Source organism: Sphingomonas sp. CFBP 13733 (genome assembly GCF_014841795.1).
Taxonomy (GTDB): Bacteria; Pseudomonadota; Alphaproteobacteria; order Sphingomonadales; family Sphingomonadaceae; genus Sphingomonas; species Sphingomonas aerolata.
The window spans coordinates 20,934-35,300 of the sequence record NZ_JACYUP010000005.1 but is presented as its reverse complement, the minus strand read 5'-3'; the positions used below and the strand labels follow the sequence as shown (position 1 = coordinate 35,300).

Below are 14,367 nucleotides of genomic sequence, written 5' to 3'. Positions count from 1 at the left end.
CCCTGGTCCACGAGCATCTGCTAAATCTGTTGCAGCGCCCCAGCGTGTCCGCGGGCGAGGCTGGCATTGGGCACGGTGCCTAGCACCGCCGCCCCAAGCGTGCTGTCTAGATTTCGGGCAAACAAGCTGGAGGCCGTCGTGGCCCCGCTTTGCCAAACCCACGCTGGCCTGGATCAGCTTGAGGCGCTGAAGATCCGCGGCGGGCGGGTTCTGCGCCGCAATCTTCACATAACGCCGCGTAGGCATCCCCAAGGGCGGGTGCGCAGATCAGACGGCCTGCTCTGTTTCGCATGGCGCCGGCCGAACCTCGCTATCGGCGATGGAGCCAAATTTGGAGCAGGCTTCACAACCGATTGAAAATACACCAGTCCTTATGATCCGTTAACCGTCGCCTCCTACATTTTGCGCATGAACCGAATAGCCCACCGTGTAACCGAGCTCACACGTTTTGCAGCGCTACCGATCGCCACAGGCGTTGGTTACTATCTGGCGGCCTTCGCGTCCCTCTACCTCACCCGCGGTGCTGACGGGATCGCGATGCTGTGGCCGCCCAGCGGCATTCTGTTCGCAGCCTTACTAGTCGAACCTCGGAATCGCATCGTGTGGCACTTAGGCGCCGCAGCAATGGCCAGTCTCGCTGCCAACCTCGGCGGCGGGAATGGCGTCCTGCTTTCGATCGGTTTCACGCTCGCTAACGTGTCCGAGTCCGGATTTGCGGCATGGCTTTTACGAAACCGAACGCGGCGTCGTGATTCATTCACCGATCCAAAGGGCTTGGTCTTGTTCTGCATCGCCGCAGCGGCCGCGGCAGCGCTGAGCGCGACGATCGCCGCCTGCGCAACAACGGCTGTCGGGATCAGCTTCTGGCTTTCGTGGTTCACGACTGATCTGCTGGGGATCTTGATCGTTGCCCCGCTCATCCTGATTGCGGGCCGAGCCTTCTATCGCAAAAGGTTTCGCGATGGCCTGGCAGCAGCCCCGCAAGCCGTCGCGATATTTCTGCTCGTGGCCAGCGTGTCGATAATCGCTTTCTCTCAGGTCAACTACTCGCTGCTTTTCCTGCCGATGCTTGCAGTCCTTCTGGCAGCGTTGCGAATGGGTCCGTTTGGCGCCGCCGGAAGTGTGCTGATCGTTGCCACGGCCAGCTCATTGGCCCATATTTTCGGCTCTGATCCGCAGGCAATCGCTGATGGTCAGGCGTATGCACGTAGCATCTTTCTGCAATTCTATCTGCTGGCCCTGTTCGCGGCTGCCCTGCCGATTGCCGCCTTGCTTGCGACTAGACAACAGCTGATCGATAGCAACGCGAACAAGCTGCGGTTGCTCGAGCTTGCCGAAGGTGCGGCGCACGTGGGTCATTGGCACCTGGATTTGTTGACCCAGCTTATAACATGGTCGGACGAAGTCTTTCGCATTCACGGTGTGGAGAACCGCGTTCCGCCGTCACTCGACACCGCGATAGACGCCTATCACCCTGACGATAGGGATGCGGTTTCGGCACATATCGGGCGCTCCCTCGAACACTGCGTGGGTTTTGAATTCACCGCTCGCATCGTCCGCCCCGACGGGGAGGTACGCCATGTGTTTTCGAAGGGTGAGATTGACCGAAACGGCGTCAATGAGTCGATTGGCCTGTTCGGCATTATCCAGGACATAACGACCCAGGTTGCGCATGAAGCCGAGATCGAACGGGCCCGCACTCGTGCTGAGACCGCCGCCCGCAACGCGATAATTCTTGCCGAAACAGACCAGCTTACCGGAATTGCAAACCGGCGCCGTACCAGCTTTGTGCTTGAGCAGACGTTGCTGCTCGCCCGCGAAACCGGGCACCCAATGTCCGTCGCGATGTTCGATATTGATCACTTCAAGCGCATCAACGACACCTACGGGCACCGCACAGGCGACGAGGTGCTCAAGAGGGTGGCAGCAGGCGCTGCCGCGGAACTGCGCAGCGGCGATACGCTCGGTCGCTTCGGCGGTGAAGAATTCGTGATCGTGTTACCGGATGCCGCAGCGGATGCGGCAAGCAAGGTCGCCGAACGGGTGCGTCATGCGATCGGCACGGACAACTGTACGCCGGGCGTCACGGTGAGCATTGGCGTGGCTGAAATGGCGCCTGGGGAGACTTGCGACGCGCTGCTGAGGCGAGCCGATGATGCGCTGTATGGTGCAAAGAACGAGGGTCGCAACAGGATGCGGCTGGCCGCCTAGCGAAGTCGTCCGTAGACGCAGCCGTACTTCCAATGCCTGTCCCAATTGCGCATTCGCGAATGGCCTGTCGGCGACAAGAAGCGGGAGAGATGGCGCTTAACGAATGGCCGTTATGGGTTGCCCGTATAGCCACTCTGAACGTCCGGCATTGGGCGCTAGCTACCGGTCCGCTTTGCAGCTGGTAAGACCCAATAGATGACACTTAGATCAGCCTACCCGCTTCCCACAAGTCGCTGCTAATTCATGTTCTAAGTTTGATCGCTGCTCGGTTTTCATGGCGCATGCTGGTAGGTGACTGCTCACCCTCGTCGCGAGCAGCCGGACCAGTTCCGGCTGCATAAAACCAAAACTGTTTATTACGTCAAACAAATCGCGTGCTTGCCTGCCAGAGCCGCCCGGATATGAAGCTGGAGCTTGCTCCGCTGCGCCTTCGACCCGGCTGACCATTTCAGCCGTGAGCGAGTTCTCAGCGCCATGGTTAGGACGCGCGTCGGGTCCAAACGCGGTGGCGGTTCTCCCACCGATCGGTCCAGCGACTTCTAGAAACGGCTTAAGCTTGCGTCTCTCCCCGATCGGAACGCCCGACCCGTCCGTCGGAAGCGCAGCCAGGCACCCTCACGGTAAGTTTGCGCGGCGTCATCCAGCGCCTAGTCGATGAGTTCGGTCCTGTCCTGATCGAGGCAGAGATCGGCGGTCTGATCGGATCTCGCAATCATGCTGATGAAGGTAGCTAAGACCTCTATCTTGGTCGACCTCGCGACGACTACGACAGCGGTGCCCCAGACCCGGACATTCGCAGTCGTTCCGGCTTACCAGCACCGGTCGTTCGTTCATCTCGGACGCAAGCGCTCGGAGCCGTCGCCATTCGTCACGCGAGTGCGCGGATCAACTGGCCATCAATGCCCTTCGCGATGTCTGCCCGCGTGATCGGGATTGGTATGTCCGGCGTAACACCCCGGTCGGGTTGCGGTGTCGTCGGAAACCGGCCGATCAGCGGCAGGTCGGCTTCCAGCCCGGTCGCAGGCAGTCGCACGAAGTAGAAGCAGCCACCGTTGATCCCGCGCCGGTTGCCGCCGGTCGTCTCACCAATCAGCGTTGCCAGGCGATTGCGGCGGACGAAATCGGCGAACTGGAACGTCGCCGAACTGTTCTGCGGCCCGATCAGAACGCGCACGTCGCCCTCATAGCGCGTACCGCGCGGTCTGATCGGGTCGATCCGGTCGCCTCGCGTATCGAGCCGGAGGAACCGGTCGTTGATCCTGGTCGCATTCTCTCCCAGATGGTCGAAACTGCGGTCCCACGTGTCGAGCACGGGCCGCAGGTCCTCGGGCACGGTGCGGTAGCGGATGAGCCTGTCGACCTCCTCGAACGGCGTCTCGCGGTTCACCAGCCGTTCGGCGAGCGCGTTACCGCAGTCGAGCCCCCCCTCGTTCGCGCGCAGATCGACGACCAATCGCGGCACCCGCTCGGCGACCAGCCGGTCGACCGCCTGATCGAGCCAGCCGCGCCAATCCCACTTGCTATCGTAGAGCCCCCAGCTCGGCATCGACAGAAGCGCGGCGTCGCCACGCCGCTCGATCGTCCAGACCGGCGTGTCGCCGCTCGTATCGACGCCAGCATGCGCGGTGGTGCGGCGCTGCGCCAGCGAGACGCCGCCAACTGTCGCGCCACGTCGCCGTCCGGAGGGGGCCTCCACCATCAGCCGATAGCGGTCCTGCCCGAACAGCATCGAGAAGAAGATGTCGAAGGTCTCGTATCGGTCATCGCCCTGGACCGAGAGAAGCCGGCGACGCTTGGCATCGTTGTGCCCATCCGCACGCGCGAGCGGCATGAGCGCGGCGAGGATCGCGCTCGCGGATCGGCCATTGACCGCCAGGATGCGGCTTCCCGGCGAGATCCCCGTGGCGAATGGATCAGCCGTGACGACCATCGCGTCGCCGATCCAGAGGAAGTCGAACGGCAACCGATCCGGTGCTTCAAATAACGCGGCGGCGACCTCGCGTCGCTGATTGTAGAAATTCGCATAGCTATGGCCGCAGCGCACGGTCGCGAGAAAGCGCGACAGCGTGAGGTAGAACGCCCGTAGCGTCATGGGGATGGCCGCCGCCTGGTCCAGCGCTGCGAAGCGGGCATCGATCTCCCGGGGCGTATTGTAACGGTGGATGCCGGGGTGGAGCTCGGCATATGCCCTGCGCAGTAACGCGACGTCCTCGCGCATCGCCGAGGCGCGGAGAAACGTCGGACTGGATGAGGTCCGGGCAAGCAGCGGCGAGGTTGCAAAGGTGGCGCCGAGGCCGCCGAGTACGGTGCGGCGGGACGGTGGCGATGCGGTCATGTCAGCTCCGACGTTATGGATACCCCCTTCAAGCATGGCCGAGCGCGTACGCGTCGCCTCATTATCGCCCATGCCATGCGGTTTATCGTTTGTGAGACGCCCGATACGCACTCGGAGAGCGACCATAGCGCCGCTGGAAGGCGCGGTTGAAGCTCGCCTTCGACGCGAACCCGGCGTCGAGCGCGATCACCAAGACTGGCCGGGAGTCATCTGCCGCCAGTGCCGCTGCCACATCCTCGCAGCGAAGACCGTTGACGAAGTCCGAAAAGCCGACGCCCAGCCCCTCATTGAGTGCGCGCGACACATAGGTCTCGTTGGTCGCGAGCAGGCTCGCCAGCCGCCGCAGCGTCAGCGCGTCGTCGCGATACCACCCGTTATCGCGGATCCGCGTCGCCCATTCCTCCCCTTGCGCCTGCCAGTTTCGAACGGCGGGTGATCGCACCTCCGGATGCTCCAGTGTGTCGAGCGCCGGAAACGGCAACGCGAGATACCGCCATCCTGCGATCCCGAGATACAATGCGAACCCCGCGATCGCGGCGTAGAGCGGCATCAGCCCCCTATAGCCGAGCGGCTTCACCGCATCGACCAGCAGCCAGCCCGCCCAGACGATCGCCAGCAACGGATAGGCGACGGCGGTGCGGCTGAGCCACGCCGTCGCGAACCGCGCGTCGTCGCTGCGCTTTTGCGACAGAGCGTCGCGGTAGCCGTGCAACAGCCGGATCGTCCACGCGCCATAGACGACGAAGCTGATCGCGAGCAGCGATGCGACGATCGCATTGCCGGTCGTGAAAGCAAGATCCGCCCAGTAATGCTTCAGCGGCGTCGGCAGGAGGAAGGCGGCAGCCTGATAGGCGAACTGGATCGCGCCCGGCAGCAGGTGTCGCCATGCCGCGGGCGACCAGCGGCCGGTGACGAGAGCATAAGCGTGAAGATAGAGGAGCGGCGGGACCAGCAGCGCGTTCGAGAAAGGCGCGAAGGTCAGCCACCACCAGCGATCGTAAAAGCCGGCAAACCCGATCAGCCAGGGCACGAAGACGCCGGTCATGACGATCAGCAGCGCGGCGAGCGCGCGCGCCGCCAGCCGGTTGTGGAACGACGCCGACAAGCCGACCGCCAGCGGAAGCAGAATTGCCGCTGCCACCGTGAGGACAGCTGTGCGCCAGCCAAAGACCAGATCCATGACGGTCAGCGTAGCTTCGTCGACACCCAAAGCTAGAGATCCCATTTCGGAAGGAGGCCAGTCGCCTCACCTGCGCACATTCGAGCCCCCCTCAGCGCGTGCACAGCTGGAAACTTGCGGCTGACGGCCGCTCGAAAGACGGGATGGCAAAGACCCACAGCCTCTCATGCAGCAGCCTCTTTGAGCTGCCCGGAAGCGGACGTTTGTTTACCTATGCCGCGCGTGCGCGAACATCAGGGCGCAGTGCGCGTGGCGACGACTCCCGCGGGGCCTACTCCGGAGGAAAGGTAGCGCGGACAGCTTTACCGTATTCGGGTTGGTGTTGGCGCGCACGGACGTCGATGCCATGTCTCGCTTGGCGGCAGTGCGCTCCTACTCGTCGCCCGTTGCAAGACGGGGTGGGTCATGAGCACCCCCCGCCGCATCCCCCGCCGCACCCGCCATCGCCGCTATCGCATCCGTCCGACCCGCAAGCGCCACCGTCGATATTCAGATCGAAACGACGACCAGCTGTGCCGGCCTTTAGTCGCGCACCTTGGATCCAAGTGACGATCGTGACGGCAAGGAGGAAAAACGCAACCAGCGCCACCATATCTTGAACGATCAGGACAACCAGGCCGGCGCAAGTAAACCCGACCAACGTCGTCTCTTCCGCACTCAGAGGTATCGTTCTAGTCCGGTCGATCCGCTGGAAATTCCCCGAGAACCGTTCGGAGGGATCGGGCCAAACATCGTCGGGCGGCGCAGCACCGAAGGTGTCCCGGTATAAATTGAGCGTATGCGCGTAACGGTTACGATAGTGCTCGCATTGCTCGGGGCCACCCGATGTCGGCTCGTGATGAATATCGCGCGCGACGATATCGCGGCAGAGGCCGTGCCAATAATCGCGGGTATAGGCCAGATGCAGATGCCACGCCTGATCAACTGCGTCCGACGGCGTAAGCTGCTCATCGCTGATCGCGACCAGCGCGAGGAAGCGACGATATTCCGTCGCGACCCGGTCTGCAAACGACCCGGTCCATCCGTTCTCTGCGGCCAGCCTCCCTTCGAAGCTGAGGGCTGCACCGGGCTGGCCGATGCTCAGGGTTTCGATCCTCCCAATGAGGATCCTTCGCCCCATATGCGCGGGGCTGTTCGGTTCCATACCCCATTAGATTAGTATGATATTGTTGCAGGATTGTGACGCCGATGGCGACCAAGCGATCCGGAGTCCGCCGCCCGCACCTCGATCATTGCGTGATGCTCTGAGGTAGACAATGTCCGACCGCCACTCGGTCTTGACACTGCCGTCGAAGACTGACCGATCGCAAGCGCGGGGCCGATATCGTGCACCAACATGGTTCATTTCAGCCTGTGGTCGGCGATGCTCGGGTCGCTCGCCGGGGCCGCCCGCCTGTTTCGAGCGGGCGATCCATTGTTCCTGCACGGCCCCTTACACCGTGCAGGTCAGCCGACCGGGCCGCCAACGACTCGTTCGACGCTTCCCTGAAGACACGCAACCCGCTCTGGGGCTTACGCGACCTCGAGACGGTGATCGTGGCAGCTGGCGGGTCCACGCTGGCTCGTGTTGTCCAAATGCCGGCCAATAACCCTTGGGTCGTTCTGCAACGCAATTCGCTACAGACCTGGCCCATGGCAGTCCGAGGGACTGCCGCCACGCACGACCTTCTTTCACCTACGACCCACAAGCAGACGTTGCAGGGCCTTCCCCCGCCGAGCTGCGGACACTCATTCAATGAGGTTTCCGGCTAAGCCACTGCATGCCGCCGTTTAGGCGTTGTCGGCACTCGTGTACATGGAGTGGGGGCGACCTTGTCGGTGCGCGCTGTGCGCCGAGGCCTTCAAATTACGGAACGCGTGTCCGAGACTTCACGCCTCCGTGTGACGGACAATGGCCTCGCATATTTCATGCGTTGCGAGAATAGCGGCTGCATCGACCGGCCTTCGCTCACGCGCCGCAAGCAGGAAGGCGTCGCACATCGCCGCAAAGCCGCGCTGCTGTCCGACCGAGACCCAATCGCCTCGTCGATGTAAGCGCTGTGTACCGCTCGTCTCGACGCGATCAGCGAGGTTCAGCACGGTATGACGTGCCCCACCGCCAATGAGGTCGAGGCGTTCCTCGTCGAGCCCACTGTTACGATGCATTGTGCCGATGGCGGTAAACCCGTCGCCTGCCATCGTGAGGGTGATCGTGTGGAGCATGCCGTCTACTACATGGGTTTCGATGTTGCGTCGGCAGACCGGTCCTGGGGCCAGGAACAGCAGCGTATCGACGACATGGATGAAGTCATCGAAGACGACCTTCCGCGGCTCGTCGGGTTGCCGGTAGCGGTGCTTTTCGAGGATGATGAGGTTCGCGTCGATGCCTCGCAATGCGACATAGTCTGGCGCAAACCGCCGGTTAAAGCCGACCATGAGCGGAACGTCACGGTCCGTGGCCAAGGCGACGAGCGCTTCGACATCGCCGAGATTATCGGCGAGCGGCTTGTCGACGAAGGTCGGGACGCCTCTCTCAACAAGGTGCCTGACAAGTTCGCCGTGTGCCTGCGTCGACGCGTGAACGAAGGCGGCGTCGAACGACATGGTGGAAAGCGCATCTGCAGCGCTGGTGTGCCGATGCGCGATACGAAACGAGCGGCCGAGCTCGTCGAGGACGCTCGCATCGCGCGTCGCCAGGTGAATGTCGAGATCAGCTCGCGTCGACAGAACCGGAAGATATGCTTTGCGCGCGATGTCACCCAGCCCGATGAGAAGCACGCGCATATCTATTCCCCGGTCCGGCACGATCGCCGCGTCTGCCGGGCCGCAATAGCTTCACGATTGCGCTCCCCGCAACCAATCGTCGGGGATGACTGCGGCGCCAACTGGGGCAAAGATGTCGCGGTGCGCCGCAAAAATGCTTCGCCGCCGATCGTGTCTCTTGCCGCACGTTGCAGTGATGTTACCGGTCGGGGACGGATCCGGGTCACACGGATCGACGCAGGAGGATGTTCGAAGCCCAAGGGGGACCATCCATGATTCGCTTGCCCGTTCGTACGTCTGCCATCGCCCGGCTGCTGGCCGCCAGCGCGCCGCTATTCGTCTGTGCCACACCCGCCGTCGCGCAGGACCAGGCGCCGTCGGGGCAAGCCGTCGGCGATCCGGCCGGCGAACAGGGCGTCGGCGACATCGTCGTCACGGCGACCCGCCGTCGGGAATCGTCGAAGGACGTGCCGCTCGCGGTCACCGCGATCAGCGGTGAGAAACTCGACGTGCTCAACTCGAGCGGCCTCGATATCCGGTTCCTCGCCGGTCGCACGCCGAGCCTTCAGGTGGAATCCTCGTTCGGCCGCACCTTCCCGCGTTTCTACATCCGCGGGCTCGGCAATACCGATTTCGATCCGAACGCCGCACAGCCGGTGTCGGTGGTGTATGACGACGTCGCACTCGAAAATCCGATGCTGAAATCCTTCCCGGTGTTCGACCTGCAAAGCGTCGAAGTGCTGCGCGGGCCGCAGGGCACGCTGTTCGGGCGCAACACGCCAGCGGGCGTCGTGAAGATCAATTCCGCCAAGCCGGATCCGGACAAGGCCTCGGGCTATGCGACCGGATCCTGGGCGACCTACAACACGATCAACGGCGAGGCGGCGCTGAACCTGCCGATCGGCAACGGCTTCGCATTCCGTGCATCGGGCCTGATCCAGTCGCGCGACGATTGGGTCACCAACGATTCCACGACGGGCAATGCCGATCGCAAGCTCGAAGGGTACCGCGATGTCGCCGGCCGCTTCCAGCTCGGCTATACCAGCAGCGACTTCAACGCCTTGCTGAACGTCCACGTCCGCGACCTCACGGGCTCGCCGCGCATCTTCCGCGCCGGGCTGTTCAAACCCGGCACCAACGACTTCAACACCGGCTTCGACCCCAAGCATGTCACGCTCGACGGCTATACCAGCCAGAGCCTGACGCAATGGGGCACCAACCTGCGGCTCGACTATCACCTCGACGGCATCGGCACCTTCTATTCGGTCACCGGCTATGAACAGGCCAAGGTCGAGAGCACCGGCGACGTCGACGGCGGCAACAGCTACCCGTTCACGGGCGGCACGATCGGCGCGATCGGCGTCGGGCTGTTCCCGTCGAACACCGGTGGCCTAACCAAGCCCAAGGAGTTCAGCCAGGAACTGCGCTACGCCAGCGAGGACATGAACGGCATCCGCTTGCAGGGCGGGCTGTATTATTTCTACCAGACGCTGCGCTATCATCAATATGACTATGCGTTCGGCGGTACCGGATCGCGTGCGACCGACCTGACGCAGGACATCTTCCACGACAATCGCAACGAGAATTACGGTGCGTTTGCATCGATCGAGGCGAAGCCGACCGAGCTGCTGACCTTGCGCGCGGGCGTCCGCTATTCGCACGACTATCGCAACGACCTCGTGACCGCACCGATCCCCGGGACCGGGATCAGCGACACACTGCCCGCGCGTGCGGTCGTCCGTGGCTCGAACGTGACCTGGGACGCAAGCGCAACCTATGAGCTGACGTCCGCGATCAACGTGTATTCGCGGCTTGCGACCGGCTATCAGGGGCCGGCGATCCAGGACCGCGTGACGTTCGGCAGCGTCCAGAGCACCGCTCCGAAACAGACGACCTTTTCGGGCGAGAGCGGCTTCAAGGGGACGCTGCTCGACCGGAAAGTGAACTTCTCGCTCGACGCCTATTGGTACAGCACCAAGGACCTGCAGATCACTGCGGTCGGCGGCAGCAGCAACTCGGCCCGGCTGATCAGCGCGGACAAGGCGATCGGCTATGGCGTCGAGGGCGAGTTCGAGGCGCGGCCGGTACCCGAATTGTCGCTGACCGCGAGCGGCAGCTACAATTTCACCGAGATCCGCGATCGCTCGATCGGCGTGGGGGTCTGCGCGACCTGCACCGTGCTCGATCCGATCGTGAACGGGTTTGCGATGATCGACGGCAACGATCTCCCCCAGGCGCCACGCTGGATCGCAAACTGGACCGCGCGCTACGGGATCCCGCTCGCCAATGGCGGCGAGGTCTATGCCTATACCGACTGGGTCTATCGCAGCCGCATCAACTTCTTCCTGTACGAAGCGGTAGAGTTCACCGGCAAGTCGTCGCTCGAAGGCGGGCTCAAGGTCGGCTATAAATCGCCGCAGGGGTATGAGGTCGGCGCGTTCGTGCGCAACATCACGAACCAGTATCGCAGCATCAGCGCGATCGATTTCAACAATCTGACGGGCATGATCAACGAGCCGCGGATCATCGGCGGCCAGTTCAAGGTCGCGTTTTAAGATAAGACGCCGAACTGGGCACCTTGCGCGCAGTCCTGGTGTGAAAGTGAGCGTCGCGACCTCGAACTCCTCGAAAAGGGCTGTGGCAAGCGCGACGGCCTGATTTAGCGCTGCGGTCGAACCACGAGCAACGGCCGCCAGCCGGACGGAGATGGCTTCGAGCACGTCATCATTGCCAGCACGGTCGGTGCCGGCGTGGTCGAGGAGCGCCTATGCAAGCGCGGCTTCGTCAAAAAGGATATCATTCTCATCGACCAAGCCACCATGCATCAGATCATCATTCATTCCCGTTAGATCAGTGCATGACACTGACGATCAAAGGCTACGAATTGGGGCGGCGATGCCTCACCGTACTAGTCTCCAGTAGGCCCGGAACGTACGAAGATCCGTTGCGTTCGCAGGTTTATGTAGACGGGCCCTCGGCACGAAATGTTCCCTTTGAAGACCGCCATCAGGACACTCATAGGGCTCGCCCCCTTCCCGACGTCGGACACCCATTCATCGACACGCCATAACTACTTTTCGCGCCTCGGTTTTAGTTTGCGGCCGTGGGGACTTGGTGGCCGGCTGACCGCCCGCTTGCGGGTGCCCAACTGCCATCGAAAAGGTTGAGCACTGCTCTATCATTCGGATCGTTATTTCGACGATGCGTGACGCTCTTGGTCATGGCCGACCGAACGCTGCTCTTCGTCTGGATGACCCTGCTCAGGAGCTGGAACTGCGTTTTGCGGCGCACTCCCTTTGCGTCTGTAGTCTTGCGAAGGCGCGGTTGGGCGCTACCAATGCCGTCAGGACAGATTGGGGAGGACCAACATGACCACCAGCTTCGACCGCCGCGCCCTCTTGGTTGGCGGCCTTGCAGCCTCAGCTGCTACCGTGGTGCCGCTTGGCCAGGCGTTTGCCCAGCGCCGCGGCCGGGTGTCGGCGAACGACAAGGTCCAGGTGGGTCTGATAGGTTGCAAGGGCATGGGCTGGTCGGATCTTTCTGCCATGTGCAAGCGCGCCGACGTGGCGCCCGTAGCCCTTTGCGACGTCGACGCTACGGTCCTTGCGGCACGCGGTGCCGAATTGAAGAAGGTCTCAGGCCGCACGCCGAAGCTCTACGACGACTATCGTCGTATGCTGGACGACAAGTCGATAGACGCGGTGATCATCGCCACGCCCGACCATTGGCACGCGCTTCAGCTGGTCGATGCCATGTCCGCGGGCAAGGACGTTTATTGCGAAAAGCCGCTCGGAAACTCCATTGCCGAATGCCGTGCCATGGTCGCCGCCAAACAGCGTCACAATCGTGTGGTCCAGGTTGGTCAGTGGCAACGCAGCAACCAGCACTGGGCAGACGCGATCGCGCATGTTCAGTCCGGCGGCATCGGTCGGGTCCGAAAGGTCAAGGCTTGGGCGTACATGGGATGGATGAAGCGCGTCGTTCCCCAACCGGATCAGGCCCCACCCGCCGGCGTCGATTATGATCGCTGGCTGGGCCCCGCACCGCTGCGCCCCTTCAATCCCAATCGCTTCCACTTCAGCTGGCGCTGGTACTGGGACTATGCGGGTGGCCTGATGACCGACTGGGGCGTCCATCTGATGGACATCGCGCTGTTGGGCATGAAGGCCGAGGCACCTCGTTCGGTCAGTTCGCTTGGCGGCGCCTATGGCTACCCGGACTCGGCGATGGAAACCCCCGACACGCAGACCGCCATCTACGACTTTGGCGACTATTCCGTGGAATGGGAGCATGCGGTCGGCATCAGTCAGGGCCCCTATGGCGGCCGCGACCACGGCGTCGCCTTCGTCGGCGAGACCGGCACCCTTGTCGTCGATCGTGGCCAGTGGCGCGTCACTCCAGAGACAAGCGATGGCAAAGCCATGACTCGGGAGATCCCGGTCACGAAAGCCAAGGACGAGGGGCTCGACCGGCACACAGCCGACTTCATTGCCTGCGTTAAAGATCGCGCGCGCACGCCAGCGTGTACGATTGAGGCGGCGTCCAACACCGCGATCGTCTGCCAAATGGGAAACATCGCGTTGCGCACAGGCCGCAAGGTGAATTGGGATGCTGCATCAGGTCAGTTCAGGGATGACGCAGAAGCGAACGGACTAATCACGCCCCATTATCGTACACCCTATCGGCTGCCAGCTGCATAAGCCGGCTGGCCGCCTATGCCGACGGGGGGACCGCTGCGCCGCGCGCTCGACAGCGGCTCTTGCCAATCGCCGCCATGGACTGACCAAGTGTCGGCCGTTCGGTTGCCAGTCTCAGGTCCTCAACTCTGATCGCACTTACACATTAGCTGAACAGCTTCCTTCGGTGATTAGGCGCTGTCAGCATTTATCCAGATAACATAGCGCTGAATCAGTTAACGCCACCCAGCTGGCACATTTGACGCAGGAATGCCGCGAAGTCGGCGCAGGTCAATCATCAGCGGGCAGACATCGCGGATTGACGACGGTTGCGGCTTGCGCTCGACTGGCCCGGACGGCTTTGCGAGGGCATCATGGCATATCCAATTGATCGACGTTCGTTGCTCGCAGGTGCCGCTATGGGCGGCGTGGCGCTTGCAACTGGCGAGGCTGAGGCTCAGCCTCGCGACGCGGCAGCAACTCTGGAGATCTACGAGCTGCGGACCTATCGGCTGGTAAACGGCCCCATGAAGGACCGTCTGGACGCTTATCTGAGCAACGCCTTTATCCCGGCGGCACGACGCGCAGGTTGCGGGCCGGTGGGTATATTTACGGTGGCGATCGGGTCCGAAAGTCCAACCGTCCATGTTCTCGTCCCCTATCCCTCGATCGAGGATTTCGTGGCTTTGCCCGGCAGGCTCACCGCCGATCCGAGCTACACCACGGCTGCCGGCCCGTTTTTAAAGGTGACGCCAGACGCGCCGCCATACACGTCCCTCGAGGTGAAGCTGATGCGCGCCTTCCCTCACTTTCCTCGTCTCGAGTTGACCGACGCCTCGAGCAGCAACAAGACTCGCATATTCGAACTCAGGACGTATTTCAGCCACAGCGAAGCGGCCGGAATGACCAAGATCGGGATGTTCGACACGGGCGGTGAAATCGAGATATTCCGTCGGACTGGCCTAACGCCGGTCTTTTTCGCCCAGGACCTCACCGGAGCTCGCCTGCCGAGCCTGACCTACCTGCTGACCTTTCCCGACCTTGCGACCCGTGAACGAAACTGGCGTGCCTTCGGGTCGGATCCCGCTTGGCGCCGGCTCATCTCAACGCCGGGGCTTACCGACCGCGAAATCACCACCGGGATAGACAACCAGATCCTAAGTCCGGCGTCGTTCTCGCAGATTTGATCCACGAGCGGGCGTTCGCGCCCTATGTGCTCCCAG

8 protein-coding genes and 1 pseudogene are annotated in these 14,367 nt (G+C 62.6%); 5 read left to right on the top strand and 4 right to left on the bottom strand.

Annotated elements, in window-relative coordinates; translation table 11 throughout:
- Positions 1–408 precede the first annotated feature (408 nt).
- Positions 409–2,211, top strand: a complete 1,803-nt coding sequence (locus IFT71_RS16265) for a GGDEF domain-containing protein (protein WP_192142176.1) — start codon at positions 409–411, stop codon at positions 2,209–2,211.
- A gap of 868 nt (positions 2,212–3,079) precedes the next feature.
- Here the strand turns inward: IFT71_RS16265 and IFT71_RS16260 are convergent.
- From IFT71_RS16260 to IFT71_RS16250, 3 genes are all read right to left on the bottom strand, one after another.
- On the bottom strand, positions 3,080–4,546 hold the full coding sequence (locus tag IFT71_RS16260; RefSeq protein WP_192142169.1) for a S41 family peptidase: 1,467 nt from the start codon (positions 4,544–4,546) through the stop codon (positions 3,080–3,082).
- Between the two features lie 82 nt (positions 4,547–4,628).
- On the bottom strand, positions 4,629–5,756 hold the full coding sequence (locus tag IFT71_RS16255; protein WP_244654999.1) for a helix-turn-helix domain-containing protein: 1,128 nt from the start codon (positions 5,754–5,756) through the stop codon (positions 4,629–4,631).
- A gap of 373 nt (positions 5,757–6,129) precedes the next feature.
- A complete protein-coding gene (locus IFT71_RS16250) occupies positions 6,130–6,870 on the bottom strand; it encodes a glycine-rich domain-containing protein (RefSeq protein ID WP_192142167.1) in 741 nt (246 codons plus the stop codon).
- 159 nt (positions 6,871–7,029) lie between these two features.
- Between IFT71_RS16250 and IFT71_RS22010 the strand changes: the two are divergent.
- A pseudogene (locus IFT71_RS22010) lies at positions 7,030–7,478 on the top strand (DUF938 domain-containing protein).
- Positions 7,479–7,595: 117 nt separating this feature from the next.
- Here IFT71_RS22010 and IFT71_RS16240 read toward each other — a convergent pair.
- On the bottom strand, positions 7,596–8,489 hold the full coding sequence (locus tag IFT71_RS16240; protein WP_192142163.1) for a Gfo/Idh/MocA family protein: 894 nt from the start codon (positions 8,487–8,489) through the stop codon (positions 7,596–7,598).
- Positions 8,490–8,740: 251 nt separating this feature from the next.
- Here IFT71_RS16240 and IFT71_RS16235 point away from each other — a divergent pair, with 251 nt between their 5' ends.
- The 3 genes from IFT71_RS16235 to IFT71_RS16225 all read left to right on the top strand — a co-directional run bounded on the left by IFT71_RS16235 (position 8,741) and on the right by IFT71_RS16225 (position 14,331).
- Positions 8,741–11,023, top strand: a complete 2,283-nt coding sequence (locus IFT71_RS16235) for a TonB-dependent receptor (RefSeq protein WP_197976197.1) — start codon at positions 8,741–8,743, stop codon at positions 11,021–11,023.
- Positions 11,024–11,836: 813 nt separating this feature from the next.
- Positions 11,837–13,168, top strand: coding sequence for a Gfo/Idh/MocA family protein (locus tag IFT71_RS16230; protein WP_192142161.1), 1,332 nt, complete (start codon positions 11,837–11,839; stop codon positions 13,166–13,168).
- A gap of 350 nt (positions 13,169–13,518) precedes the next feature.
- The gene (locus IFT71_RS16225; RefSeq protein WP_192142159.1) at positions 13,519–14,331 is read left to right on the top strand and encodes an NIPSNAP family protein; all 813 of its coding nucleotides are present in this window, start codon (positions 13,519–13,521) and stop codon (positions 14,329–14,331) included.
- The last annotated feature ends 36 nt before the right edge of the window (positions 14,332–14,367 follow it).